Annotated in this window: 25 protein-coding genes and 2 tRNA genes; 12 read left to right on the forward strand and 15 right to left on the reverse strand. The window is 62.7% G+C overall.

Translation table 11 applies throughout. The annotated features are described in order from the left end of the window. Positions 1-3 precede the first annotated feature (3 nt). From ptsP to VR71_RS21260, 5 genes are all read right to left on the reverse strand, one after another. Positions 4-2,247, reverse strand: a complete 2,244-nt coding sequence (gene ptsP, locus VR71_RS21240; protein ID WP_009819542.1) for a phosphoenolpyruvate--protein phosphotransferase — start codon at positions 2,245-2,247, stop codon at positions 4-6. A 67-nt stretch (positions 2,248-2,314) separates the two neighbouring features. Beyond that, a complete protein-coding gene (locus tag VR71_RS21245; RefSeq protein WP_009819543.1) occupies positions 2,315-3,553 on the reverse strand; it encodes an aspartate kinase in 1,239 nt (412 codons plus the stop codon). A 108-nt stretch (positions 3,554-3,661) separates the two neighbouring features. Next, positions 3,662-4,309, reverse strand: a complete 648-nt coding sequence (locus VR71_RS21250) for an SDR family oxidoreductase (RefSeq protein ID WP_045682042.1) — start codon at positions 4,307-4,309, stop codon at positions 3,662-3,664. Positions 4,310-4,324: 15 nt separating this feature from the next. Beyond that, positions 4,325-4,735: a DUF1178 family protein gene (locus VR71_RS21255; protein ID WP_045682185.1), complete on the reverse strand. Its 411-nt coding sequence runs from the start codon at positions 4,733-4,735 to the stop codon at positions 4,325-4,327. 69 nt (positions 4,736-4,804) lie between these two features. Further along, positions 4,805-5,308 (reverse strand): NUDIX hydrolase, encoded by a 504-nt coding sequence (locus VR71_RS21260; RefSeq protein ID WP_157046639.1) that lies wholly within the window; start codon positions 5,306-5,308, stop codon positions 4,805-4,807. A 216-nt stretch (positions 5,309-5,524) separates the two neighbouring features. On the opposite strand from VR71_RS21260, the gene hemP reads away from it, so the two are divergent. Genes hemP through bfr form a run of 4 tightly spaced genes read left to right on the forward strand, consistent with a single transcriptional unit; the run spans position 5,525 to position 6,899 of the window. After that, on the forward strand, positions 5,525-5,689 hold the full coding sequence (gene hemP / locus VR71_RS25360) for a hemin uptake protein HemP (RefSeq protein ID WP_009819548.1): 165 nt from the start codon (positions 5,525-5,527) through the stop codon (positions 5,687-5,689). Then, on the forward strand, positions 5,686-6,156 hold the full coding sequence (locus VR71_RS21265; protein WP_009819549.1) for a hypothetical protein: 471 nt from the start codon (positions 5,686-5,688) through the stop codon (positions 6,154-6,156). Before hemP ends, VR71_RS21265 begins: the two co-directional genes overlap by 4 nt. A 16-nt stretch (positions 6,157-6,172) precedes the next feature. Continuing rightward, complete coding sequence (locus tag VR71_RS25365; protein ID WP_083781571.1) at positions 6,173-6,466, forward strand: bacterioferritin-associated ferredoxin; 294 nt, start codon at positions 6,173-6,175, stop codon at positions 6,464-6,466. Then, a complete protein-coding gene (gene bfr, locus VR71_RS21270) occupies positions 6,414-6,899 on the forward strand; it encodes a bacterioferritin (RefSeq protein WP_045682039.1) in 486 nt (161 codons plus the stop codon). Before VR71_RS25365 ends, bfr begins: the two co-directional genes overlap by 53 nt. 50 nt (positions 6,900-6,949) lie before the next feature. Here the strand turns inward: bfr and VR71_RS21275 are convergent, their stop codons facing one another. From VR71_RS21275 to VR71_RS25370, 4 genes are all read right to left on the reverse strand, one after another. Next, entirely contained in the window at positions 6,950-7,969 is a 1,020-nt protein-coding gene (locus VR71_RS21275) for a hypothetical protein (protein WP_045682037.1), read from the reverse strand. 92 nt (positions 7,970-8,061) lie between these two features. Continuing rightward, the gene (locus VR71_RS21280) at positions 8,062-8,799 is read right to left on the reverse strand and encodes a hypothetical protein (RefSeq protein WP_045682036.1); all 738 of its coding nucleotides are present in this window, start codon (positions 8,797-8,799) and stop codon (positions 8,062-8,064) included. Next, on the reverse strand, positions 8,799-10,256 hold the full coding sequence (locus VR71_RS21285) for an amidohydrolase family protein (protein WP_045682034.1): 1,458 nt from the start codon (positions 10,254-10,256) through the stop codon (positions 8,799-8,801). Before VR71_RS21285 ends, VR71_RS21280 begins: the two co-directional genes overlap by 1 nt. 157 nt (positions 10,257-10,413) lie before the next feature. Next, positions 10,414-10,497, reverse strand: a tRNA-Tyr gene (locus tag VR71_RS25370). Between the two features lie 134 nt (positions 10,498-10,631). On the opposite strand from VR71_RS25370, the gene rlmB reads away from it, so the two are divergent. After that, complete coding sequence (rlmB, locus tag VR71_RS21290; protein ID WP_045682032.1) at positions 10,632-11,408, forward strand: 23S rRNA (guanosine(2251)-2'-O)-methyltransferase RlmB; 777 nt, start codon at positions 10,632-10,634, stop codon at positions 11,406-11,408. On the opposite strand, the gene VR71_RS21295 is transcribed toward rlmB, so the two are convergent. Then, entirely contained in the window at positions 11,390-12,283 is an 894-nt protein-coding gene (locus tag VR71_RS21295; protein ID WP_045682030.1) for a hypothetical protein, read from the reverse strand. The two genes, rlmB and VR71_RS21295, sit on opposite strands and share 19 nt — an antisense overlap. A 73-nt stretch (positions 12,284-12,356) precedes the next feature. Then, positions 12,357-13,124 carry a class I SAM-dependent methyltransferase gene (locus VR71_RS21300; RefSeq protein WP_045682028.1) on the reverse strand — a complete coding sequence of 256 codons (768 nt, stop codon included), beginning with the start codon at positions 13,122-13,124 and terminating at the stop codon, positions 12,357-12,359. A gap of 188 nt (positions 13,125-13,312) precedes the next feature. Between VR71_RS21300 and VR71_RS21305 the strand changes: the two genes are divergently transcribed. From VR71_RS21305 to VR71_RS21315, 3 genes are all read left to right on the forward strand, one after another. Next, a tRNA-Gly gene (locus VR71_RS21305) sits at positions 13,313-13,386 on the forward strand. A gap of 100 nt (positions 13,387-13,486) precedes the next feature. Continuing rightward, positions 13,487-15,283 (forward strand): ABC transporter transmembrane domain-containing protein, encoded by a 1,797-nt coding sequence (locus tag VR71_RS21310; RefSeq protein ID WP_045682027.1) that lies wholly within the window; start codon positions 13,487-13,489, stop codon positions 15,281-15,283. A gap of 74 nt (positions 15,284-15,357) precedes the next feature. Next, entirely contained in the window at positions 15,358-15,669 is a 312-nt protein-coding gene (locus VR71_RS21315; RefSeq protein WP_009819558.1) for an ETC complex I subunit, read from the forward strand. A gap of 109 nt (positions 15,670-15,778) precedes the next feature. On the opposite strand, the gene VR71_RS21320 is transcribed toward VR71_RS21315, so the two are convergent. From VR71_RS21320 to ccmI, 4 genes are all read right to left on the reverse strand, one after another. Continuing rightward, positions 15,779-16,021 carry a hypothetical protein gene (locus VR71_RS21320; RefSeq protein WP_045682026.1) on the reverse strand — a complete coding sequence of 81 codons (243 nt, stop codon included), beginning with the start codon at positions 16,019-16,021 and terminating at the stop codon, positions 15,779-15,781. Positions 16,022-16,167: 146 nt separating this feature from the next. Continuing rightward, a complete protein-coding gene (locus VR71_RS21325) occupies positions 16,168-16,404 on the reverse strand; it encodes a DUF1289 domain-containing protein (protein WP_045682025.1) in 237 nt (78 codons plus the stop codon). Further along, the gene (gene ruvX / locus VR71_RS21330; RefSeq protein ID WP_009819561.1) at positions 16,394-16,876 is read right to left on the reverse strand and encodes a Holliday junction resolvase RuvX; all 483 of its coding nucleotides are present in this window, start codon (positions 16,874-16,876) and stop codon (positions 16,394-16,396) included. The genes VR71_RS21325 and ruvX overlap by 11 nt, the downstream gene beginning before the upstream one ends. Further along, the gene (ccmI, locus tag VR71_RS21335; protein ID WP_045682024.1) at positions 16,873-18,105 is read right to left on the reverse strand and encodes a c-type cytochrome biogenesis protein CcmI; all 1,233 of its coding nucleotides are present in this window, start codon (positions 18,103-18,105) and stop codon (positions 16,873-16,875) included. The genes ruvX and ccmI overlap by 4 nt, the downstream gene beginning before the upstream one ends. A 214-nt stretch (positions 18,106-18,319) precedes the next feature. Between ccmI and VR71_RS21340 the strand changes: the two genes are divergently transcribed. The 4 genes from VR71_RS21340 (at position 18,320) to VR71_RS21355 (ending at position 23,544) form a co-directional block, all read left to right on the forward strand. Then, the gene (locus VR71_RS21340; RefSeq protein WP_045682023.1) at positions 18,320-19,564 is read left to right on the forward strand and encodes a sarcosine oxidase subunit beta family protein; all 1,245 of its coding nucleotides are present in this window, start codon (positions 18,320-18,322) and stop codon (positions 19,562-19,564) included. A gap of 14 nt (positions 19,565-19,578) precedes the next feature. Continuing rightward, a complete protein-coding gene (locus VR71_RS21345) occupies positions 19,579-19,908 on the forward strand; it encodes a sarcosine oxidase subunit delta (RefSeq protein WP_045682022.1) in 330 nt (109 codons plus the stop codon). A gap of 62 nt (positions 19,909-19,970) precedes the next feature. Continuing rightward, the gene (locus VR71_RS21350; RefSeq protein WP_045682021.1) at positions 19,971-22,982 is read left to right on the forward strand and encodes a sarcosine oxidase subunit alpha family protein; all 3,012 of its coding nucleotides are present in this window, start codon (positions 19,971-19,973) and stop codon (positions 22,980-22,982) included. Then, the gene (locus tag VR71_RS21355; RefSeq protein WP_045682019.1) at positions 22,975-23,544 is read left to right on the forward strand and encodes a sarcosine oxidase subunit gamma; all 570 of its coding nucleotides are present in this window, start codon (positions 22,975-22,977) and stop codon (positions 23,542-23,544) included. Before VR71_RS21350 ends, VR71_RS21355 begins: the two co-directional genes overlap by 8 nt. Positions 23,545-23,648 lie beyond the last annotated feature (104 nt).

Genomic DNA, 23,648 nt, shown 5'->3' on the forward strand with positions numbered 1-23,648 from the left:
GCGTTACATCTGCTCGCGTAGATAATCCATCACAGCCGGGCGCACGCTTTGCGCGCCGCGCGCGCGCTCGATGTGAATCACATCACGCAATCCCCCAAGGTCGATCCGCCGCAACAGGCTTTTGACCGGACCGATAGAGGCGGGGCGCATCGAGAGCGTGCGAAATCCGATCGCGGCAAGACACGCAGCCTCAACGGGGCGGCCCGCATCCTCGCCACAGAAACTGAGCGGCGTGCCAAGGGTAGCGCAGCGATAGACTATGCCTTCGAGGAAATTCAGAAAGCTGATGTTGAGCGTGTCGTACCGGCGGCGCACGCGCTCGTTCTCGCGGTCGGCGGCAAAGAAGAACTGCTTGAGATCGTTCCCCCCGACCGACAAAAAGTCCACCTCGGAATAAAACGCATCCGGCGCAAAGGCGAGCGATGGGGTCTCCAGCATCGCCCCCACCTCGATCAGTTCGGGAATCGGATGGCCCAGAATGCGCTCGCGCTCCAGTGCCTTTTCCATCTCGGCGCGGGCGGCGGTGAATTCGTCGCGCTGTGCGACAAAGGGGAACATGATGGTCAGCGGGCGGCCCTTGGCCGCACGGATGAGCGCCTGAAGCTGCATCCGCATCACCCCCGGCTTGTCCAGCCCAACCCGGATCGCGCGCCAGCCCATCGCCGGGTTGGGCTCGTCGTTGGGCTTCATATAGGGCAGCACCTTGTCCGAGCCGATATCAAGCGTGCGGAACACCACGCGCTGTTGGCCTGCGGCATCCATCACCCGCGCATAGAGCTCTGACAATTCCGCCCGTTTGGGCATGTGGTTGCGAATGAGAAACTGCAACTCGGTGCGAAACAGCCCCACCCCCTCGGCCCCGGATCCGGCAAGGCTCGGCAGATCCGCCATAAGCCCCGCATTCATCTTGAGTTTGATATGCTGGCCACAGAGCGTCTCGGCGGGCTTGTCCCGGATCGAGGCATAGCGTTGCTGCGCCTCGGCCTGCATCGCCATCTTGTCGCGAAAGGCCGACACCACGGTATCGTCTGGGCGCAGATGCACAATGCCCTGATCGCCATCGACAAGGATCAGATCGCCGTTCAACGCCTCGGTGGTGATGCGATTGGCATGGATCACCAGCGGAATCGCCAGGGCTCGCGCGACAATGGCGGCATGCGACCCGACCGATCCCTCTTCCAGAACGATCCCCTTGAGGCTGCGACCATAGTCCAGCAATTCCGCCGGGCCGATGCTGCGGGCGATGAGGATCGGATCGGGCGGCATATCCGCGCCAGTCTCGTGGCCCTGACCGGTGAGGATACGCAACAGGCGGTTCGACAGGTCATCCAGATCATGCAGCCGCTCGCGCAGGTAGGCATCCGTGACCTGTGTCATGCGGGCGCGGGCGGCGGATTGTTCCTTTTCCACGGCGGCCTCAGCCGAGAGGCCGCTGTCGATATTGGCCTCCATCCGGCGCATCCAGCCCTTGGAATTGGCGAACATGCGATAGGCCTCGAGCACCTCCATCTGGTCCTTGTCGCCGCCCTTGGCAGACGTCAGCATACGATCAACGCCCACGCGCAACGTCTCGACCGCCTCGTTGAGGCGCGCCAACTCGCGCACCGGATCATCGGCAATGGGGTTGGTCACAACCACGCGCGGTTCGTGCAGCCAGACACGGCCCTGCGCGGTGCCCTCTTGCGCGCTGGTGCCACGAAAGAGCACGGCCTGCTGATGGCGGGCCGACATGGCCGCCCCTTCACCCACGAAGGCGCCAAGCTCGGCCATTTCGGCCAACACCATGGCGACCACCTCGACCGCATAGATTTCCTCATCCGAGAACAGTCGCGCCTGTTTCGATTGCACGACGAGAACGCCCAGTTTTTCACCAAGCCGCTGGATCGGGACGCCGAGAAAGGATGAATAAGCCTCTTCCCCGGTTTCCGGCATATAGCGAAAGCCGCGCTCTGCGGGGGCATTGTCAGTGTTGATCACCTCGCCGGTGCGCGCCACACGGCCCACCAGACCTTCACCCATGCGCATCCGGGTCTGGTGCACGGCCTCGGGTTTAAGACCCTCTGTGGCACAAAGTTCCAGCGTGTCCTCATCGCGAAACAGGTAGATCGAACAGACCTCGATCCGCATTTCCTCGGCGATCAGGCGTGTAATCTGGTCAAGACGGGTCTGGCCGCCTGCATCCTCGGCCATGATGGCGCGCAAGCGGCCCAACATCTGGCGGCTGTCGGTCTTGAAATGGTCGCTCATGCGCGGCGGTCCCCCGGGGCGGATTCAGGGATTGGCCAGACCCGGGACCGGTGATGTGGGGGCCGGGTCAGGCCGCTTTGTCTAACTCGAAGGCATCATGCAGCGCCTGAACCGCGAGTTCCATGTATTTTCGGTCGATCAGCACGGAAATCTTGATCTCGGAGGTTGCAATGACTTTGATGTTCACACCTTCATCGCTCAGCGTCTTGAACATCTTGGCGGCAACGCCCGATTGGCTGCGCATGCCAATGCCCACAGCCGAGACCTTGGCCACATTCGTATCAGCGATCAGGTCGTGATAATTGATCTCGCCGCGCTCTTTGGCATCGCGCAGCGCCTTTTCGGCGCGGATCACCTGATCGACCGGGCAGGAAAAGGTCATGTCGGTGCGCCCCTCCTCTGCAATGTTCTGGATGATCATGTCGACATTGACACCCGCCTCTGACAGCGGGCCAAAGATGGCGGCGGCGATGCCGGGGCGGTCAGCCACCGAAATGAGGGTCATTTTCGCCTCGTCGCGGGAATAGGCAATACCGCTGACAACCTTTGATTCCATGATTTCCTCCTCGGCGCATACAAGCGTGCCGGCCGCGTCCGATGGTTCCTCGAAACTGCTGAGCACCCGCAGTTTCACATTATAGCGCATCGCCAGTTCCACGGAACGGGTTTGCAGCACCTTGGCCCCGAGCGAGGCCAGTTCCAGCATTTCCTCAAACGCGATCTTGTCCAGCTTGCGCGCCTTTGAGGTGATGCGCGGGTCGGTGGTATAGACCCCGTCCACATCTGTGTAGATATCGCAGCGCTCCGCGTCAAAGGCGGCGGCAAAGGCCACGGCGGTGGTGTCAGAGCCGCCACGCCCCAATGTTGTGATCCGGCCCTCAGGAGAGATCCCTTGAAACCCCGCCACCACGGCCACGCGCATGCCTTGGGCGAAGCGGCCATTGATGTTGTCGGTCGGGATTTCTTCGATCCGGGCGGCGCTATGGGCGGAATTGGTCTTGAGCGGCACTTGCCAGCCTTGCCAGCTGCGCGCGGGGATTTCCATTTCCTGAAGCGTCAGAGCCATCAGACCAGCGGTGACATTCTCACCCGAACTGACCACGGCATCATATTCGCGCGCGTCATACAGCGGCGAAATCTCTCCGACCCAACCCACCATTTCATTGGTCTTGCCGGACATGGCCGAGACGATGACGATGACGTCATAGCCCTTGGCCACCTCAAGGCCCACGCGCTTGGCGGCGCGGCGGATGCGGTCGATATTGGCGACCGAAGTGCCGCCGAATTTCATCACGAGAACGGGCATGGATGCAGTCCTGAGCCGATTTATCGCGCGGGGTGTACGCGCGGGCAAGGCGCGGCGCAAGGGGGGAGGTGTCGTAGGGGGTTTGGGTGCCGCCGCCACCCTCTGCGTTCAATAGGGATGGTCGCGCCCGTCCCATGTCTGAAAGCAGCCCGTCGAGGCGATATCCAGCGCGGCAAAACGCTCCGCCAGGCCCGTTGCGGCCTCGTCCACGGAAATCTCCGCAGTGTCACCGCCCATGTCGGTGCGCACCCAGCCGGGGTGATAGATGCCCACCGAAATCCCGTCCCCGCGCAAGTCACTGGCCAGATTGCGCCCGAGATTCAGAGCCGCCGCTTTCGAGGCGCGGTAAATGTAACTGCCGCCGGGCGCGCGGGTGTGGCTTGCCATCTGGCTTGAGATGATCGCGATCTTTGCCGATTGGCCCGCGCGCAGATGCGGCAATAGCGCCTGAACGGTCAAAAATATGCCGGTGACATTTGTGGCAAAGGTCTCGGTCCACATCCCGACCGGATAGCCAGTCTCCAACGATTGACCTTTGTCGGCATAAACGCCTGCATTGCAGATCAATAGGTCAATCGGCTGACCGGCGAGGCACTCGCCAAGGGCCGCGCAAGAGGCAGGGTCCGTCACGTCGAGGGCGATTTCCCCTTCAGCGGGCCTGCGCGCGGTGGCGATGACGCTGTGCCCTTGGTTGCGGTACTGATCGGCGAGCGCGCGGCCGATACCGCGATTGGCCCCTGTGATGAGGATATGCATGTCAGACCTTTCAGATCAGTTGGATTTGCGACGCGGAATAAATGGCAGCGGGGCCACGGGCACCCCGTCCTCGATCAGCTTGCGCGTCTCTTCGGGCTTGGCTTCGCCGTAGATGCTCCGCTCCGGCGTCAGCCCGTCGTGCATGTCACGCGCCTCGCGGGCAAAGTTGAGCCCGACATATTCCGATTGTGTCTCGATTCGATGCTTGAGCAGGGCAAGCGCCTGTTCGGCAGGGCTGGGAGAATTCGGCGCTGCCTCAGGTGTGTTGTGCAGGCTGGGCGCCATCAACGCCTTCTGCACGTCGGACATGCCGCAGATTGCACAATTGACCATGCCAGCGCCCTGCAGTTTCTCAAAAGCGGCAGCGGATTGAAACCAACTGTCGAACTGATGATCTGCGGCGCATTTGAGGGTGAACTTAATCATAACCTGATCCATTGCAGTGCCGTCGATAGTTACGCCGCTGCGCGGAAAATTCAAGCTATGCTTTTGATCTTACAGCCCAAGCCGTTGCGGATTGAAACTTCTTATGATCTCTGCCAGTTCGGGTTCCCTTACCCGCGCCGCGGCCTTTTTCGGGCGAAACCACTTCACGCGGCGCTGTCCGGCTTCGGGAAAATGCGCGGTCTGCGATTTCACACGAACCGGATAGACAAGGGCCACACAGGGCAGGCCGCGATCAGGTCCGATGGTCTTGGCATAGGAATAAAGGCCGAGGCAGGTGTCGTAGGCGCGCCCTTGCACGCCCGCTTCTTCCCATGCTTCGCGCAGGGCCATGGCGGCCGGGGTGCGGCCCGATGCAGGCCAGCCCTTGGGCAAGATCCAGCGACCAGAGCCACGGCTGGTGATCAGCAGGATTTCGGGCTTGTTCCCGACCATGCGAAAACAGAGCGCCGCGAACTGCGTGCGAATCTCCGATTTGGGGACTGCCGACAAGAGGAGCGGCATCTGCTTGAGTTTCAAAAGCGTCACCGGCCTGACCGCTCCCCATGTCGCCATACATCCCTGTGATCCATATAGCGCGGGGCTCGGGCCTCGGACCAGCAGATTTTCACCTATCATTTCTGATCAAAAGAATCGGAATTGACATACCTTATTAATTAAGTCAGAAATTACGAGCCAAGCCAGCCCGTCGTGGTGCGAGCCCGGCGTAACCTGCAACAGAGGACTGCAAGGCATGGCACATGTAAATTTTTTCTCGGCGGGGGCTCTTGCATGATCCGCGCACAAACCAAATCAGACCCCGATCTGGTGGCCGAGGCCACCTGCCACGACGCCCGCGCGCTGACGAATGGGGCCAACACGGCCTTGATCGTGCTCGACGGGCAGATTTACACGCTGCGCATCACCCGCGCAGGCAAGCTGATTCTCACCAAATGAAACATGCGCGCGACCTGACCGGCGAGATGCCGGTGGCCCAAATCTCTGAGATGCATCACCTGAACAGGCTGGTGGTGGCCTCGCTGCGGGCGTGGAACGCGGGCGGCGCACTGCGCGCGCATGCCCTGCTGTGCGAACGGATGGCAGAACCGATGGCGCTCGCGGCGTTTGAGGCGCTGCATGATCTGACCGAGGCGCTGGGGGCAACTCTGCGCCGCCCGTTGCGCTGTCACACGCCGCAGTGCGGCTGTGTCGGTATGGATGAGGCCGCCTTTGCCCGGTTTGTCGAAGAGGCGGCGCTGGGCGACCGCGAAGATGCCCTGATGATGGCAAGCGTGCTTGTCACTGCGCGTGGCATTCTGCCGCTGACCGAGGCGGCGGCGCGCTTTGGATTGTGTTTGCACAGGGCAGACCTCTGTGCGAAATCCGCGCGGATTCCGGAACCAACAAGCGCGACCCGGCATTAAGACAGGGGAACTGGCCATGATGATCTGTCACTGTATGTCCATCACCGATACCGATATTCACCGGGCCATCGACTGGATGCGCGCGGCCGATCCGGACACGCTGATCACCCCCGGCAAAGTATACCGCACCTTGGGCAAGCGGGCTGATTGTGGCGGATGTCTGCCACTCTTTATTGACACCATGCGTCAAGCGGATAGCCTGAGCATACCTATGCACCTGCGCGGACTTCGCCGCGCGACCACACAGGGAGACGCATATGAAAGGCGACGCCAAGGTCATCGACTATCTCAATCAGGCACTCAGGAGTGAGTTGACAGCGGTCAGCCAATACTGGCTGCACTACCGCTTGCAGGAGGATTGGGGATATGGCCGCATTGCCGCCAAATCCCGCGAGGAAAGCATCGAAGAGATGCAACACGCCGACAAGCTGATTGCGCGGATCATCTTTCTGGGCGGGCATCCAAACCTGCAAAAGCTGGACTCGCTCAGGATCGGAGAGAATTTGCGCGAGACGCTCGAGGCCGACCTGGCCGCCGAACACGACGCGCGCACGCTCTATATCGAGGCGCGCGGCCGTTGCGAAAGCGTGGCGGATTACGTGTCAAAGAACCTCTTTGAAGAATTGATCGCGGATGAGGAGGGGCATATTGATTACCTCGAAACGCAGATCGACCTCTTCGATAAATTGGGCGCCGAGCGGTATGGCCTGCTCAACGCCACCCCGGCCGATTCGGCAGAATAACGCGCGCGTGGACTGAGGGGGGGTGCCTGACCGCGTCGGTTGCTTGCCCCTCAACGCATCCAGAATCCGTTCCGCTTGATCGTGTTGCGGATCACCTGCTCGCGGCGTGGCAGGTCGTCTTGGTCAAAGAGCGCCCGCACCTTCAATCCCCTCCCCTGATAGATCATCCGCTTGGCGGGATCGTAAGCCTTGAGCACGCGCTTGATCTTGTTGGGGGCGGTCACGTCTTGCAGGACGTTGACCACATGATCGGCCTCGCGCGCATAGAGCAGCGGCAAGAGCCGGTAATGACAACTGACCGCACCATCCAAAAGGCCGGGCGGCAGCGTGTCGCGCCCACCCCCAAGCGAATGGATCACTAGGGGCAGCGCCACCTGATCGAGCCAGGGATCGAGCGATTGGCAGATCAACTCGCGCGGCGCGTCATCGCGGATGCCGAGCGCGTAATCGAGAAACCGTTGACCAAAGACATGCGGGCATTGGTAGAAAAAGAAGCCGGCGTTGAAATAAAGATAGCGTTGCCAGTAGCCCTCGGGCTGGCCATGATCGAGCGAGGTTTCGAACTCAATGCCAAACTTGTCGTAGAGAGATTTCCAAATCTGGGTATGGGTTGGCCCATAGAGCTCGATCTGCGGCCATGTGCCTTCACGGCGCAGCGACGCGGTGGGGCGACTGAAATCGAACGGCACCGACGCAAGATCACCACAGATCAACGTATCAGTGTCGAAAAACACAAAGGGCTCCCCCTTGGGCAAGGCGAACAGCGCCTCGATCTTGTTTCCATAGGGATAGGCCGCGCCGAAATGACGGCTCTCAAAAGCCAGGAATTCCGCGCCGAGATCGGTCAAGAGCGCTCGACTGTCCTCGTCCTTGATGCGCGGGTCATCCCGCCACAGCGGCCCCGGCTGCGGCTCCGCCACAAAAAGACGCCCCGGAAACTCGGGCGAGGTGGCCCGCAGCGACGCGGCAAAGAGAATGGCCTCGTATTGCAAACGACCGGCCTGACCGACGATCAGGATATTGTAGCTCTGAGGCGCCTCTGTCTTGGGAACCTGTGTCTTGGGGGTCATTCTTGTCGTGATCCTGCCTGACTGCCGCCGCCACTATGGGGTTTTCCACCGTCCAGATAAAGCGGTTATCGCAGGGCGGCGCGCCGCATGGATCAAAAGCGCAGGGTCAAACCGGCAAGCGGGCCAGAGAATGTCGCGTCGAATTTTCGGCCATTCTTGCTGTAATCCACATAAAGATGCCGGTAACCCGCCGAGAGCCAGAGCCGGTCATTGGCCTGCCAGTTGAGCGTGCCCACCAGTTGGGACGTCATGTCAGATCCCGCACCAAAACCGCCGACATCGGCATAGCCGATAAAGGACCAGCGGTCCGAGAGGCGGATATTGGTGCGTGCGGCCAGGATCGGATCAGTAAAGCTCACGTCGATCCCGGCGGCAAGGCCCGGCACCGGCGTCGTCGCGCGCCCCTCGACCTCCCAGTGGCGCAAACCGACCATGAAATCGACCGCCGCATCGGGCGTCGTCAGTGCCCGGTAGCCTGCGGTGAGTGTCAGTGAGGTTTGCTCAATCCGGCCCTGCGCGGGCAGGCCGGGGGCAGGGGCTGGCAGTGGCACGATCCCGCTCCGCGAACTGGCCGAATGCGAAATGTCCCCCATCACCACGAACTGCTGATAGCGGGCATACCCCGTGAGAAACAACGCCGCGTCGAGATCTTCGAGAACATCCGACAGCCCCTCGTCAAACCGCAATGACGGGCCGCCCGCAAGTGGCATGATCGTGCCACCAACACCCGTCCCCCAGGCGTAGGGCGTGATCTGGGCGCTCCAGTCCTGCGCACGCGCCGGCGCAGCAAGGCTCAGGATCGCGAGCAGGGCCAAAACCCGCGCCCACATCAGAGCCGGTCTTTCACGATGGACCCGCCTTTGACGATCATCGCAAGACTTTGCTCGGGCGTATCCAGCCAGTCGAGCCCAGCTTCCGGCTCACCCTCGACAACCAGAAGATCGGCCATGGCCCCCACGTCGATCACGCCCAACCGCCCCTCATAACCCGCACGGTCCCCCGACAGGGCCAGCAATTCGCCCGCCGCCCCCGTCGCCATGCGCAAGGCCTCAAGCGGGGGCATGAACCGGCTCAGCTTGGCCAGTTGCCGCCCCTGACTGCTGGCCCCTGCGGGGTTCATCAGAACGTCGGTGCCAAAGGCCATGTTGACCCCTTCGGCGCGGCCCAGCTCAAATGCCCGCTCTGTGCCTGCGGACACCTCTTCCTGCTTGGCGCGTTGCACGGGATCAGTGCGGGGATTGGCATCCTCATCCATCAAGAACGGCTGGATTGACCACCACGCGCCTGCATCGCGCATCATCCGCACGGTTTCGAGATCCGCCAATTGCCCGTGTTCAATGGATTTCACCCCGGCGCGCAGGGCGCGCTGGATGCCCTTGGGCGTATAGACATGGGCGCAAACATAGGTGCCCCAATCCGACGCGGCCTCGACGGCAGCGCGCATTTCATCCTCGGTATATTGCAGGCTCTCAAGCGGATCATAGAGCGAGGTGACACCACCCCCGGCCATGATCTTGATCTGGCTCGCGCCCTTCATCAGTTGCTCGCGGGTGCGGCGCAAGATCTCAGTGCGCCCGTCGGCGATCGCAACCACGCCAACCTTCTCGGTATAGCTCAGGTCGCCGTCGGCGCGGGGCAATTCCGAAATCATGCGAAAATCGCCATGTCCCGAGGTCTGCGACAGCATCGCGCCAGAGGCAAGGATGCGCGGACCGCTAAGCGCGCCTCGGTCAATCGCCAGTTTCAGGCCAAAGGCCGGTCCGCCGGTGTCGCGCACCGAGGTAAATCCGCGCATAAGCGTCGCGTCCGCCTCGCGCCCTGCCATCAGGTGCACGAAACCGATATCCGCTGTCATCGCCTGAAGCTGGGTCACACCGACCAGCGTGCTGTGCCAATGCGCGTCGATCAGGCCCGGAATGACCGCCCGTCCACCACAGTCGATGCGCTCCGCCTCGCTTGGTCCCTGTCCAGCGGCAGGCAGGCCGGTGATCCGCGCGCCCTCGATCAGAATGTCGCGTCCTTGGGTCAACGCGGGGCCGTGACCGTCGAAATAACGCAGATTGCTCAGCAACAGCGGGCGTCCGGGCGTCTGCGCCCGCGCCTTACGTGGCGCAAGACCAAAGCCCGCGTAGAGACCAAGGAGTGCCGCCGTCCCGCCCAGCATCTCGCGGCGGTTGAGATCCGCCTCAATCCGGGCAAAGGCCGCCTGTGTCGTCGGCGCTCCGCAGAGACAGCAATCAAGGGCGGCGTGGGGCGGGGTATCGGTATGGCTGCAAATCTGGCACATGAAAGGCTCTCTCCCAACTGCGTCAATCAAGCATGCAGGGCGCCAATCGCGCCATCCACGCAATTTAAACTAGAGATCGAACCGCCTGCGTCAACGCAAAGCACATGCCAGCGGCCAAAAAAACCGAAAATGCAGTCGAAATTTGAGAGGGTCAGAGTGGTGGGCGACCCAGGAATCGAACCTGGCGTGCGTCTCCGCGAGGGAGTTACAGTCCCCTGCCACACCTTGCGGCCTGTCGCCCACTGTCCAGCGCTTGCGCGTCTGGCGTGGGGGGCTGATTACTAGTGGCTGCATGCTGCGTCAACCGGAAAATCGCTTGCAAGCCATGCCTGCCCGTCGCATTGTCGCGGGCCGGAAAAGAGGGGCCTTATAGCCATGAAAAAACCCCGTTGGGTGATCGACAAGGAACAGGCCAAACGGGCGTCGGCCTCTGAGACCGTGTGGCTTTTTGGGCTGCACGCGGTGCGCGACGCGCTGGAGAATCCATCCCGTGAAAAGCTGCGCCTGATCGTCACAAAGAATGCCGCGGACAAGCTGGAGGCGGCGATTGCCGCGAGCGGGATCACCCCGGAAGAGGTTGATCCGCGCAAATTCAACGCGCCGCTTGATCCCGGTTCCGTGCATCAGGGGGCCGCGCTCGAGGTCAAGCCGCTCGATTGGGGACCGATGGGCGAGGTCTGTCTTGGCGACGGACGCACAGCCCCCCGTGTGGTGCTCCTGGACCGGGTGACGGACCCGCATAACGTGGGCGCGATCCTGCGCTCCGCAGAGGTGTTCGGCGCGCGGGCGGTCATCGCCCCCCGCCACCACGCCGCCCCCGAGACCGGGGCGCTCGCCAAGACCGCCAGCGGCGCGCTGGAGCGGCAGCCCTATCTGCGGGTGCGCAATCTGGCAGACGCCATCATCGAGTTGCAGGCGATGGGGTATCTGGTGCTGGGACTGGCCGGTGAGGCGGAGATGACCATCGAGGCCGCCATGGAGGGGCGGCGCGACCGGCCCGTGGCCCTTGTGCTTGGGGCCGAAGGGCCGGGCCTTCGAGAGCGCACGCGCGAGGTCTGCGATGCGCTGGTGCGGATTGAGTTCGCCAGCGATTTCGGCTCGCTCAACGTGTCGAACGCGGCCGCCGTGGCGCTCTACGCCGCACGCGCCTGAGGCAGGGCGGCGGCATCCTCAAAGGCAGTGAGGAACCGTCCCTTGATCATCCAACTGAGGCCAAAGGCGCAAAGCCCGAGAGATTCAAACAGGAAGGTCAGGCGCAGGCTGTCCCACAAAGCTTCGATGTTCTGCGCAAAAGCAAGCGGTAGGATCATCTCGAGCAGCGCCGCCTTGACCGCCAACACCCCCACCACGGCAAAGATGATCCGCCCAAGCATGCGATACCACCGATTGCGTCGGTCCTTGCGGTTGCCAGCAAGCCGCGCGGTGGTCGTATTCTCGCGGGTAAAGACAAAAGTCGAGAAATACCCCAACACGAGAAACATCACCCCCGCCGCCCCGAAATGCATCATTTGAAGGGCTGTGGGCACATCCGGGCCGATAGCGGCAAAACTGGCCCAGAAATCATAGCTGATCGTGCCGTCGACCGTGCCGCCCGGCGGGTGGAACCCCTCTGAGCCGCTGGCATTGGTCAGGAACACGCGCGCCACCTCGCCGGTATAGGCACAGCCAGACCCGGTTGTGGGCACAAAGGCCACGATAACCGCAGCCACCCCAGCGAGCTTGAGCAGCGCCACGTCATACCAATGCCAGCCCAAGCAGCCCTCGCGCCCCGGCGCGCGAAAGCTGTAAAAGAACATCAGCAAGAGCCCGATAAAACTGAGCGCGCCCACGAGGATATCCCCCCCGATGCGGCTGAAATAATAATGGCTGATCGAGGCGTTGAAGCAGGTGTTGGTCAGGATCGACGCCAGCCCAAGCGACACCGGCAGGCCAAGCGCCACATAGCCAACGCCCAGATTGAGGCGGCGCAGGTCGATGTCGAACGGCAAATCACGCAAGTCAGGGAGCGGGTCGTTTGTATCGGTCATCGGGCGTGTCCTTTGTCTGTCAGCCAAGACCAGACTAGCGCAGGACCACCGCTATCCGAAACGCTTTCACGCCTCAGGCCGCGTCCTCCTCGCCGTCCGCCTCCGGCGCGGTCCAGCGATTGACATAATCGGATTGATAGACCTTATCCGCCGATTTGGTCGAGCGTTTCGGTTTGCGCACCGCATAGTCGAGGATGATCCCGCCCTCGGCCAGAGATCCCGACAGGCGCGGGCGCTTGCCGGTCACATTGGGATTGGTGGTCGTCACCACCTTGCGCGCATGGGCGGGTTTGATCGGTTGCAGCGCACAATGGAGCACCTCATAGCCCAGCGTCGCCTCCCAGAAGCCATACACCATCTCGGGGTTGATCTGGTAAAAGGAATGGTTGACCCAATTGTTGCACGGGCTGTGCCCGATCAGCACGCCGCCGGGTTTCAGCATCTTGTGGATGTTGCGATAGGCGGTGGGCAGATCAAAGATATGCTCACACGTGCCGCCGTCATAAATCACGTCGAATTTGCGCTCCAGCTTCTTGGGCAGGTCCGCACTCAGATCCTGAATGATGCTCGCTTTCTCGAAATCCGAGAAATCCATCGAGTCGACCGACTCAAACCCCAGTTTCCCAAAGAATCCTTCCGAATAGGTCTCGCCCTCGGGGATGAGATCGGCCTCGCTCACGCCCGGCATATGGTCCGCCATCACCTGAGTGAACACCCGCGACGACGCGCCGCGCCGCGACCCGATCCATCGCTGCCGCCCCAGCATCAGAAACTTGCCGCCCAGATCGTGGCTCTTGACTGTTTCGATCAGTCGGGCGGCGAGGGTATCGGGAATGGCCATATGTCTGCTCTCTGAAAATCCGGCCCGTCTGGCCAGTCCTGGATGGGAACCGACTTGATGCGGCCTTGAGCGCACTCTGGCGCTTTTGCGACGTGGGATCAAGCGGGCGAGGGCGGCTGCGCGCAGTGCAGACCAATGCCTGGATGGTCTTGACCCTCGCGCGCGGCTCAACTAGTTACGCCCCGAGTGCGGGCGTTGTGTAATGGTAAGACCCTTGCCTTCCAAGCAAGAGACGCGGGTTCGATTCCCGCCGCCCGCTCCATCCTCGTCCCAGCGAATACGCCCTGCGGCTGATCTGTCCCCTTGACCCGGGCGTCAACGCCCGCCAAGAACCGTTGCCAAATGGTGAGGAATTAAGACCTATGGTGCGCAGAGCCGAAAACGGCGCTGATCTGCTAGATCGCGAGAAATCGAAACGTGTGGGCGCGCTGGCCGAATTGTGGCCGTTCCTGCGTCCCTACCGGCGCTTGTTGGCCGCAGCCATACTGGCCCTGGTGGTGACGGCCAGCGTCGCGCTGATTTTACCCTTGGCGGTGCGCCGTGTGGTGGACAACTTCAATGCGGATAACGGAGCCATCCTCGATCAGTATTTCGGGGCGGCGTTGCTCATCGCGGCGCTTTTGGCGGTGGGCACCGGCCTGCGCTATCTCCTGGTCACGCGGTTGGGCGAACGTGTCGTCGCCGATATCCGCAAGGGCGTGTTCGACCGGGTGATTGGCATGAGCCCCGCCTTTTTCGAGAAACTCATGACCGGCGAGGTGCTGAGCCGCATCACCACGGACACCACGCTCATTCTCTCGGTGATTGGCTCATCCATTTCCATCGCCCTGCGCAATCTGCTCATCCTTGTGGGCGGCATGGGGCTGATGCTGTTGACCTCGGCCAAGCTGACCGGCCTTGTGCTGCTCATCGTGCCGCTGGTCATCGTGCCCATTCTGACCCTCGGACGGCGGATGCGCGTGCTCAGCCGCGAGAATCAGGACTGGATCGCCAATAGCTCCGGCAATGCCTCTGAGGCGCTCCTGTCGGTGCAGACCGTGCAGGCCTTTACCCATGAAGGTGAGACCCGCGCGCGCTTTGCCGATGTGACGGAGCGCAGCCATGACGCGGCGCGCCGCCGTGTGAACACCCGTGCCTTGATGACGGTGATCGTGATCTTTCTCGTCTTCACCGGCATTGTCGGTGTGCTCTGGATCGGCGCACGCGATGTGCGCGCCGGCGAAATGACCGCGGGCAGTCTCGTGCAATTCGTGATCTATGCGGTGATGGTCGCAGGCGCGGTGGCAGCACTCTCGGAGATCTGGGGCGAGTTGCAGCGCGCGGCCGGAGCGACAGAGCGTCTGGTCGAGTTGCTGCAAGCCGAAGACCCGGTGCGCGATCCTGCCCGCCCTGTGGCTGTGCCGCGCCCGGTGCGGGGCGAGATTGCCTTTGAGGATGTGCAATTCACCTATCCGTCGCGGCCCGGCATCGCGGCCCTGGATCATGTGAGCCTGACCATCCGCCCCGGCGAGACCGTGGCCCTTGTCGGCCCCTCGGGCGCGGGCAAGACCAGCGTTATTCAGCTGATCCAGCGATTCTATGACCCGGATGCCGGGCGCATCACGCTGGATGGCGTGCCCTTGGCCGATATGGCACGGCACGAGTTCCGCCGAGATCTGGCACTGGTGCCTCAAGACCCGGTGATCTTTGCCGCGTCGGCGCGCGAGAACATCCGTTTCGGACGGCTCGACGCCACCGATGCCGAGATTGAGGCCGCAGCGCGCGCGGCGGCCGCGCATGATTTCATCTCGGCCTTGCCCGAGGGGTATGACACCTATGTGGGCGAGCGCGGTGTGATGCTCTCGGGTGGACAAAAGCAACGGATCGCCATCGCCCGCGCCATCCTGCGCGACGCGGCGGTGCTGCTCTTGGACGAGGCCACAAGCGCGCTCGATGCCGAAAGCGAGCGTGCCGTGCAACGCGCGGTCGAGACGATGGCCCGCACGCGGACCACGATCATCGTGGCGCATCGGTTGGCGACAGTGAAAAAGGCCGATCGCATTGTGGTCATGGATCAGGGCCGGATCGTGGCGCAGGGCACGCATGACAGTCTGGTGGCTGAAAACGGTCTCTATGCCCGCCTCGCGCGCCTGCAATTCACCGATGGCGAGGCCGCCTGAGCGCGGCTATTCGCCTCTTGCCGCGCCCGGCCCGATTTGGGATAAGACCGTAGCGATCAATCACGGAGAGCCACATGCCCGCACGCATCTACAAACCGGCCCGAAACGCCATGCAATCCGGCACCGCCAAGACGCGGCATTGGGTGCTGGAATTCGTGTCCGAGACGGCGCGTGAGGTTGATCCGCTGATGGGCTGGACCTCGAACGCGGATACGCAGGCGCAGGTCAGATTGCGGTTCGAATCCAAGGAAGCGGCGCTGCAATATGCCAAGGATCAAGGCATCGACGCCGTGGTTCAGGAACCGCACGCCCGCAAACCCAATATCCGCCCCGGTGGCTATGGCGACAACTTCGCCACCAGCCGCCGTCAGGTCTGGACGCATTAGCGCGCGCCGGGCGGCACCTCTCCGAGGCTTGGTCCCGAAATTATCTTCGAAACAAAAACGCCCCAGAGATTTCCGGGGCGTTTTCTAATCCATAACTCGTGGGTAGCGATCAGGCGGCGCGGAAAAAATCCGAACGCTCTGCCAGATCAGCAACCAATGTTTCGCGCTTCAGACCCAGTTTGGTCAGCTTGGCATCGCTTGCCATCGACAGGATTTCAACATCATGGGCAAAGCGGTTTGCAGCAACCACGGACTGGAAAAACCCGTCGATCAATCGCAGCGGCGCAAGCGCGAGACGGGCGAAATTCCCGAGAGCCGGTGCCGAAACAGTGCTGTGGGACGAATAAGCCATGGCTGAACTCTCCTGAGGTTGCCGAATGAATATGCCGCGTATGCAGCATAAATATACTGCGTTGCAGCAATTTTCCATACCACAGTATGCAACCCCGCTCTGCGCGGGTGGCATGGCTCAGGCGGATCTGTCTGAGACTGGACGGATCAGGCCCGGCCCACACGCCCCGCGCGCCCGCCCCGACGCTTGCGCAGCAATCCGGCGCGGTCGGGCAGGGCCTCCATGATCTCGCGCCGCTCGTCAGGTGACATCTTGGTCCATCGGGTGATTTCGTCGATCGAGCGCAGACATCCCGTACAGACCCGCGCCTCGGGATGCACCACACAGATCTTGACGCAGGGGCTCTCAACCTCGTTTCGCACCCATGGGCTCTCATCTGTCATGCTCAGCCCTCATATGGCTCATCCGGTCCAACACCCCTTGCAGGATATAGGCCGCCGCGATGTTGTCGATCACCTGCATGCGACGCTTTCGTGTCGCATCCGCCTCGAGAAGCGCTCTTTCGGCCGCCACCGTCGACAAACGCTCGTCCCAATAGCCGATGGGCGCGTCCGTCAAACGTGACAGATTGCGGGCAAAGGCGCGGGTGGATTGGGCGCGCGGCCCTTCACTCCCGTCCATGTTCCGCGGCAGGCCAAGAATGATCCCGCCCACGTCGCGCCCCGTCATGATGTCGAACAAGCGCGCGGCATCCTCCGTGAACTTCACCCGCTTGACGGTTTCATGCGGGCTCGCCACCGACCAGAGCCGATCCGACAGCGCCACGCCAATCGTCTTGGTCCCAAGATCGAGCCCCATGATCGCACGGCCGCGCGGCAATGCCCCGGCAAAACCCGCAATCTCCTCAAAGATCATTCCGCCACACCCGCAGCGTTCGCCGCTGCCCGCACCAACGCCAACCGCTCCGGCTCATCGGCAAAGACCGCCTGCGCCTCGGCCCAGATCTCTTGCGCCTTGTCTTGCTCACCCAGCACGCCGTACGCACTGATCAGCCGCGCCCAATCCTGTTCGGTGCCGCCTTCGTTGGCCAATCGCTCCGCCAATCCCGCGACCATGCCCCGGATCATCTCTTGCTGTGCCTCGGGGTCCATGTCTTGGGCGGCGGCGATATCCGCCGCAGTCGGCCCCGGCGCACCCGCCTCGGGCGGCAGCGTATAGCGCACCCCGGCGCGCGCTGCCAAGTCCTCGATCTGCGCCCGGATTGCGGGCACCCAAGGGGCCTCCGGCGTGCTCTCATCGAGCAGCGCCTCCCACAGCCGGAACGCCGCATCGGGCCGGTCCACCTGCATCATGTAAAGCCCAAGATAGAACCGTGCGGACGGTTCGCGCCCGTCCTTCTCCAGCGCGGCACGCAGCACCTGTTCAGCCTCGGACGAGACATAGCCGCCGCTTGCGTTGATCATCAGATCCGCCAGCATCGCATGATCGGCCGCCGTGGCTGTCGCACCCTTGACGGCAATCAATCGCTGCTGCGCCGTGCGCGCGGCGACCATATTCCCAAGCGCGGCCTCGCTGCGCACCAGAAAGCGCAGCCCCTGTTGGTCCTCGGGTCGCTCTGCCACGGTCTTGCGCAACTGCTCGATCAGTTTGAGATAGTCTTCGTTCGTGCCCTCGGGTACGCCGCCCTCACCGGGGCCAAACCGCTCTTCCGCCGCCGCCTGATCCAGCCGCGTCGCCCGCGCCGCATCCGAGGCGGCGATCCGCGCCGCCATCGGCAAATCCTCATAGCCCGGCGCGCCGACCCGGTCATAGATCACCACACCACCGCCCGCGATCACCGCCACGATCACCCCGGCCATCACCATCCCTGCGCCGCGCGGCTGCCCGCCGCTCTCGCCACCCTGACGCAATTGCGCATCCGCCGCCAACACCTTGCGCGAAATCTCCGAGCGCAGCCGCTCGGCATCCTCAGGCGCAATCACACCGCGCGCGGTGTCACGTTCGATTTCCTTCAACTGATCCCGGTAAACCTGCAAATCATAGGCCGCAGGCGGCGCTTCGCCGACGCGCCCGCGCAGCAGGACGAGGCCCAGAACAGCCCCCACGCCGATCGCCAATGCCGCAACGATGATCCAGAAACCCATGTCTTTTCCTTCTGTGTTGTCCTCATGTAACCGTCCGCGCGCCCGGAAAAAAGGCCCAAGCGGTCACATCCCCGCGCCCAGCCCGCGCCCCGATGTCGCAATGTCGCTATTGATACCGTTTCCGCCGCCCGGAGTATCCTTTCAACCGGCCACCTGACGCATTACGGTATCACTCGCATCCAAGCCCGAATCCAGCCAACTCCAGAGAGCGCGCATGAAACACTATTCCGCCTTTGCCGTCGCCCGAGAGGCGCTCCGCCACCACATGGGATGGGAGCGGGCCTGGGCCTCGCCCGAGCCGAAAAAGAAATACGATGTCATCATCGTCGGCGCAGGCGGTCATGGCTTGGCCACGGCCTATTATCTGGGCAAGAATTTCGGCATCACCAATGTCGCGGTGCTGGAAAAGGGCTGGCTCGGTGGCGGCAACACGGGCCGCAACACCACCATCATCCGCTCCAACTACCTGCAAGACCCCTCCGCCGCGATCTACGAGAAATCGCGCTCGCTGTATGAGACCCTCTCACAGGATCTCAACTACAACATCATGTTCTCACCCCGTGGCCTGATCATGCTGGCCCAGACCGAACACGAAGTGCGCGGCTATCAGCGCACGGCGCATGCCAACGCCCTGCAAGGGGTCTCGACCGAATTCATCTCGCCCGCCCGCGTCAAGGAGATTGTCCCGATCATCAATCTCGACGGCCCGCGCTATCCCGTCTTGGGCGGCCTCTATCAGGCGCGCGGCGGCACGGCGCGGCACGATGCGGTCGCATGGGGCTATGCCCGCGCCTGTTCCGCCATGGGCATGCACATCCTGCAAAAATGCGAAGTCACCGGCATTTCCCGCGAGAATGGCCGCGTGACGGGCGTCACCACCAATCGTGGCGACATCGGCTGCGACAAACTCGGGATTGTCGTCGCGGGCCACTCCGGCCACCTCGCCGACATGGCCGGCTTCCGCCTGCCCATCGAATCCGTCGCCCTTCAGGCGCTGGTCTCCGAGCCGATCAAACCCTGCATGGATTGCGTCGTCATGGCCAACACCGTGCATGGCTACATGTCGCAATCCGACAAGGGCGAGATGGTCATCGGCGGCGGCACCGACGGCTATAACAACTACACGCAACGCGGCTCCTTCCACCATGTCGAAGAAACCGTCCGCGCCCTGATCGAGACCTTCCCGATGGTCGCCCGCCTCAAGATGCTGCGCCAATGGGGCGGCATCGTCGACGTCACCGGCGACCGCTCGCCGATCCTCAGCAAAACCCCCGTCGATGGCATCTTCATCAACTGCGGCTGGGGCACCGGCGGCTTCAAGGCCATTCCCGGCTCCGGCTGGGGCTTTGCCGAACTGATGGCCAAGGGCCACTCCCCGCTCTGCGACGAATTCGGCCTCGACCGCTTCTATCAGGGCCGATTTATTGATGAATCCGTCGCCGCTGGCGTCGCCCACTAAGGAGGACTTGACCCATGCTGATCCTCACCTGCCCCTGCTGCGGCGTCACGGGCGAAGAGACCGAATTCCACCAGGGCGGCGAGGCGCATCTCAAGCGTTTCGGCCCCGGCTCTGCCGATGATGACTTCCACACCTATATGTTCGCCAAGGAAAACCCCAAAGGCGCACATTTCGAACGCTGGCGGCATAACAACGGCTGCGGCAAGTGGTTCATCATGGCCCGCGATACCGTGACGCTCGAGGTCTACGGCACCTATCCCGCCCAGACCTATGAGCCGCCCCAGCACATCCGCGATGCGATCACCGCCAAACGTCCCGGCTGGACATGGCGCGACTTCGCATGACCATTCACCTTTCTAAAAATACTCACAACACCACGCCCGCACCGGGCACGAGGGTTTAAGACATGAGCACGCGTCTGGCCAAGGGTGGCCGCCTCCTCGACAAGGGCCGCGCCCTTCACTTCACCTTCAACGGCAAGCGCCTCAAGGGCCATGCCGGCGACACGCTCGCCTCCGCGCTTCTGGCCAATGACCAGATGCTGGTCGGGCGCTCGTTCAAATACCACCGCCCGCGCGGTATCGTGGCCTCTGGCGCGGAAGAGCCGAACGCGCTCGTCCATCTGGGCGAGGGGCCGCGCATGGAACCCAACCAGCGCGTCACCACGACCGAGCTGTTCGACGGTCTGACCTGCACCTCCCAGAACCACTGGCCGAACCTCGATTTCGACATTGGCGCGGTCAACACCCATCTCGCGCGCTTCCTGCCTGCGGGCTTCTATTACAAGATGTTCATCCACCCGCGCCCCTTTTGGAAACACATCTACGAGCCGTTCATCCGCCAATCAGCGGGCTTGGGCCGCGCCAGCAACCCCGGCGACCCCGACCGCTACGAGCATTTCTATTTCTTCTGCGACGTGGCCGTGATCGGCGGCGGCGTGGCGGGTCTGCAAGCGGCGCTTGCTGCGGCAGAGGCCGGGGCAAAGGTGCTCTTGATGGAGCAAACCGCCCATTGGGGCGGCCGCGCGCCTGTAGACGGCGGCGAGATTGACGGCCAACCCGCCGAGGATTGGATCACCGCCACCCTCGCCAAACTCCGCGACATGCCCAATGTCACCCTGCGTTTGCGCTCTATGGGGGCAGGGGTCTATGACCACGGCTATCTCTTGGGTTACGAGCGGGTGAGCGATCACACCCCCGGCACCAATGCGCCGCGCCACCGTCTCTGGCGTATCCGCGCGGGGCAAATCATCACCGCCACCGGTGCCATTGAGCGCCCGCTCAGCTTCGCAGGCAATGACATTCCCGGCGTCATGCTGGCCTCTGCCATCCGCGACTATGCGGTCAATTATGGTGTCTCCATCGGCGACCGCACCGTCGTTGTCACCAATAACGATGACGCCTACCGCACTGCCATCACGCTCAAGAAATTCGGCCTCGAAATCCCCGCCATCCTCGACGCCCGCCAGCAGGGCGGCGGCGCTCTGGCGGCAGAGGCCCGCGCGCTTGGCATCCGGGTTGAGAATGGCAAGGGCATCGCAAAGGTCAAAGGTGGCAAGCGCGTCACCGGCGTGGCCATCTGCGCCCAAGCCGGCGAAGGCGCTGTGCTGGAAGAGATCAAATGCGATGCGGTCGCCATGTCCGGCGGCTGGTCGCCGGTGGTTCACCTCTGGTCCCATTGCGGCGGCAAACTCCTCTGGGACAACGCACAGGCGCATTTCCGCCCCGACCCCGCCAATCCCCCGCGCGGCGCGAAAGGAGAGGCGTTTGTGGTCGTCGCGGGATCGGCCAATGGCTATCTCGATCTGGCGGCCACGCTCACAGACGCCGACACCGCAGGTAAAACGGCGGCCAAGGCTATGGGCCACACGCCCAAATCGACCAAGGCCCCCACAGCCAGTGCCACCGACGAGGCGGCGCTTGAGGCGGTCTGGCTCATGCCGCAAGGCGCGAATATCAAGCTGCGGATGAAATCCTGGCTCGATTACCAGAACGATGTAAAGGTCTCCGACGTCCAGTTGGCCGCCCGCGAAGGCTACGAGAGCGTCGAACACGCCAAGCGTTACACCACGCTCGGCATGGCCACAGATCAGGGCAAGCTCAGCAATATCAATGGCTTGGCGATTCTCTCGGATGCCCTTGGCCAACCGATCCCGCAGACCGGCACCACCACCTTCCGCCCGCCCTATACGCCGATTTCCCTATCGGCCATCGCCGGGTCAGCGCGGGACGAGATTTTCCAGCCGATCCGCAAAACCCCGATCCACGGCTGGCACGAGGCCAATGGCGCTCATTTCGAACCCGTCGGCCAATGGCGCCGCCCCTATTGCTTCCCCAAGGGCGAGGAAACCCACCGCGACGCCGTGACCCGCGAGATCAACCAGACGCGGTCCCGCCTAAGCCTGCTTGATGCCTCAACGCTCGGCAAGATCATCGTCAAGGGGCCGGACGCGGGCAAATTCCTCGACATGCTCTACACCAATGTCATGAGCAGCCTGAAACCCGGCAAATGCCGCTATGGCCTCATGTGCAACGAAAACGGCTTCCTCATGGATGACGGCGTCGTGGCGCGTATCGACGAGGATACGTTCCTCTGCCACACGACCACCGGCGGCGCGGAATCGATCCACGGGCATATGGAGGATTGGCTGCAATGCGAGTGGTGGGACTGGAAGGTCTATACCGCCAACGTGACCGAGCAATATGCGCAAATCGCCGTTGTCGGCCCCAAAGCCCGCGAGACCCTCGCGAAACTGACCACCGATGACCTCAGCAATGACGCGCTGCCTTTCATGGGCTGGGCCGATCTCACACTGGCCGATATGCCGGTGCGCGCCTATCGCATCTCCTTCTCGGGCGAGTTGAGCTATGAAATCGCCGTCCCCGCCAGCCATGGTCGCGCCCTCTGGGATGCGCTGTTGGACGCCGGGGCAGAGCATGGCGTGACGCCCTACGGCACCGAAGGCCTGCACGTCATGCGCGCCGAAAAGGGCTTCATCATGATCGGTGATGAAACCGACGGCACGGTGATCCCCCAAGACCTCAACATGGGCTGGGCGATTTCCAAGAAAAAAGATGACTACCTTGGCAAACGCGCGCAGGAACGCTCGCATATGGCCGATCCCAACCGCTGGAAACTCGTGGGTCTGGAAACGCTCGATGGCTCGGTCCTGCCCGATGGCGCCTATGCCACCGCGCCCGGCCACAATGCCAACGGCCAGCGCAAGACCCAAGGCCGCGTGACCTCGACCTATTACTCGCCCACCCTCGGACGCGGGATTGCCATGGGTCTGGTTCACAACGGCCCTGATCGAATGGGCGATGTGCTCGATTTCCCAAAGGTCGATGGCGGCATCATAAAGGCCAAGATCGTCGATCCGATTTTCTTCGACAAGGACGGGGAGAAACAGAATGTCTAACGCCGTGACCGCCCTCAACGGGGCCAACTATCAAGGCTTTGCCACCATCGCGGATCAGGGTCTGACCGGCATGATCACCATGCGCGGTGATCTCGCCAGCGCAGGGGTCAAGGCGGCGGTCAAATCCGCCACCGGCCTTGACGTGCCCGCTCAGCGTCAGGCGCTGATGGGGCAGGGCACCGCCGCCCTCTGGATGTCGCCCGACGAACTCCTGCTCCTGTGCCCCTATGCCGAAGTGGGCGCGCGGCTTGCCGCCGTCGAAAAGGCGCTCAAGGGTCAGCATTTTCTCGCCGTCAATGTTTCGGACGCCCGCACCTTTCTGCGTATCTCCGGCAAGGGCACGCGCGAGGTTCTGGCCAAGGTCTGCCCGGTCGATCTCTCGCCCGAGGTATTCATCCCCGGCATGTTCCGCCGCACCCGCATGGCGCAGGTTCCTGCCGCCTTCTGGCTCGACGAGACCGGCACCTTCCACCTCATCTGCTTCCGGTCGGTTGCAGACTATGCCTTTGAGCTCCTCAAGGCCTCTGCCCAGCCCGGTGGCGAGGTCGGTCTTTACGCCTGATCCGCCAATCCTGACTGAAAAACTCTGACCGCGGGGTTGACCTTTGCGCAATCCGGCCACCATGTAGGGGGCATCCGATATGACTGCAAACGAACAAGGGGGCC

It is taken from the genome of Roseovarius sp. BRH_c41, assembly GCF_000961715.1.
GTDB lineage: Bacteria > Pseudomonadota > Alphaproteobacteria > Rhodobacterales > Rhodobacteraceae > Roseovarius.

Coding starts and splice junctions, on each gene's coding strand:
- VR71_RS21285 (WP_045682034.1), bottom strand. CDS start 10,256: ATGTGCCAGATTTGCAGCCATACCGATACCCCGCCCCACGCCGCCCTT.
- VR71_RS21275 (WP_045682037.1), bottom strand. CDS start 7,969: ATGACCCCCAAGACACAGGTTCCCAAGACAGAGGCGCCTCAGAGCTAC.
- rlmB (WP_045682032.1), top strand. CDS start 10,632: ATGAAAAAACCCCGTTGGGTGATCGACAAGGAACAGGCCAAACGGGCG.
- ccmI (WP_045682024.1), bottom strand. CDS start 18,105: ATGGGTTTCTGGATCATCGTTGCGGCATTGGCGATCGGCGTGGGGGCT.
- VR71_RS21325 (WP_045682025.1), bottom strand. CDS start 16,404: ATGACAGATGAGAGCCCATGGGTGCGAAACGAGGTTGAGAGCCCCTGC.
- VR71_RS21300 (WP_045682028.1), bottom strand. CDS start 13,124: ATGGCCATTCCCGATACCCTCGCCGCCCGACTGATCGAAACAGTCAAG.
- VR71_RS21315 (WP_009819558.1), top strand. CDS start 15,358: ATGCCCGCACGCATCTACAAACCGGCCCGAAACGCCATGCAATCCGGC.
- VR71_RS21260 (WP_157046639.1), bottom strand. CDS start 5,308: ATGGCGACATGGGGAGCGGTCAGGCCGGTGACGCTTTTGAAACTCAAG.
- hemP (WP_009819548.1), top strand. CDS start 5,525: ATGATCCGCGCACAAACCAAATCAGACCCCGATCTGGTGGCCGAGGCC.
- bfr (WP_045682039.1), top strand. CDS start 6,414: ATGAAAGGCGACGCCAAGGTCATCGACTATCTCAATCAGGCACTCAGG.
- ptsP (WP_009819542.1), bottom strand. CDS start 2,247: ATGAGCGACCATTTCAAGACCGACAGCCGCCAGATGTTGGGCCGCTTG.
- VR71_RS21295 (WP_045682030.1), bottom strand. CDS start 12,283: ATGACCGATACAAACGACCCGCTCCCTGACTTGCGTGATTTGCCGTTC.
- VR71_RS21320 (WP_045682026.1), bottom strand. CDS start 16,021: ATGGCTTATTCGTCCCACAGCACTGTTTCGGCACCGGCTCTCGGGAAT.
- VR71_RS21350 (WP_045682021.1), top strand. CDS start 19,971: ATGAGCACGCGTCTGGCCAAGGGTGGCCGCCTCCTCGACAAGGGCCGC.
- VR71_RS21340 (WP_045682023.1), top strand. CDS start 18,320: ATGAAACACTATTCCGCCTTTGCCGTCGCCCGAGAGGCGCTCCGCCAC.
- VR71_RS21255 (WP_045682185.1), bottom strand. CDS start 4,735: ATGATTAAGTTCACCCTCAAATGCGCCGCAGATCATCAGTTCGACAGT.
- ruvX (WP_009819561.1), bottom strand. CDS start 16,876: ATGATCTTTGAGGAGATTGCGGGTTTTGCCGGGGCATTGCCGCGCGGC.
- VR71_RS21280 (WP_045682036.1), bottom strand. CDS start 8,799: ATGTGGGCGCGGGTTTTGGCCCTGCTCGCGATCCTGAGCCTTGCTGCG.
- VR71_RS21310 (WP_045682027.1), top strand. CDS start 13,487: ATGGTGCGCAGAGCCGAAAACGGCGCTGATCTGCTAGATCGCGAGAAA.
- VR71_RS21265 (WP_009819549.1), top strand. CDS start 5,686: ATGAAACATGCGCGCGACCTGACCGGCGAGATGCCGGTGGCCCAAATC.
- VR71_RS21345 (WP_045682022.1), top strand. CDS start 19,579: ATGCTGATCCTCACCTGCCCCTGCTGCGGCGTCACGGGCGAAGAGACC.
- VR71_RS21355 (WP_045682019.1), top strand. CDS start 22,975: ATGTCTAACGCCGTGACCGCCCTCAACGGGGCCAACTATCAAGGCTTT.
- VR71_RS21245 (WP_009819543.1), bottom strand. CDS start 3,553: ATGCCCGTTCTCGTGATGAAATTCGGCGGCACTTCGGTCGCCAATATC.
- VR71_RS21250 (WP_045682042.1), bottom strand. CDS start 4,309: ATGCATATCCTCATCACAGGGGCCAATCGCGGTATCGGCCGCGCGCTC.
- VR71_RS25365 (WP_083781571.1), top strand. CDS start 6,173: ATGATGATCTGTCACTGTATGTCCATCACCGATACCGATATTCACCGG.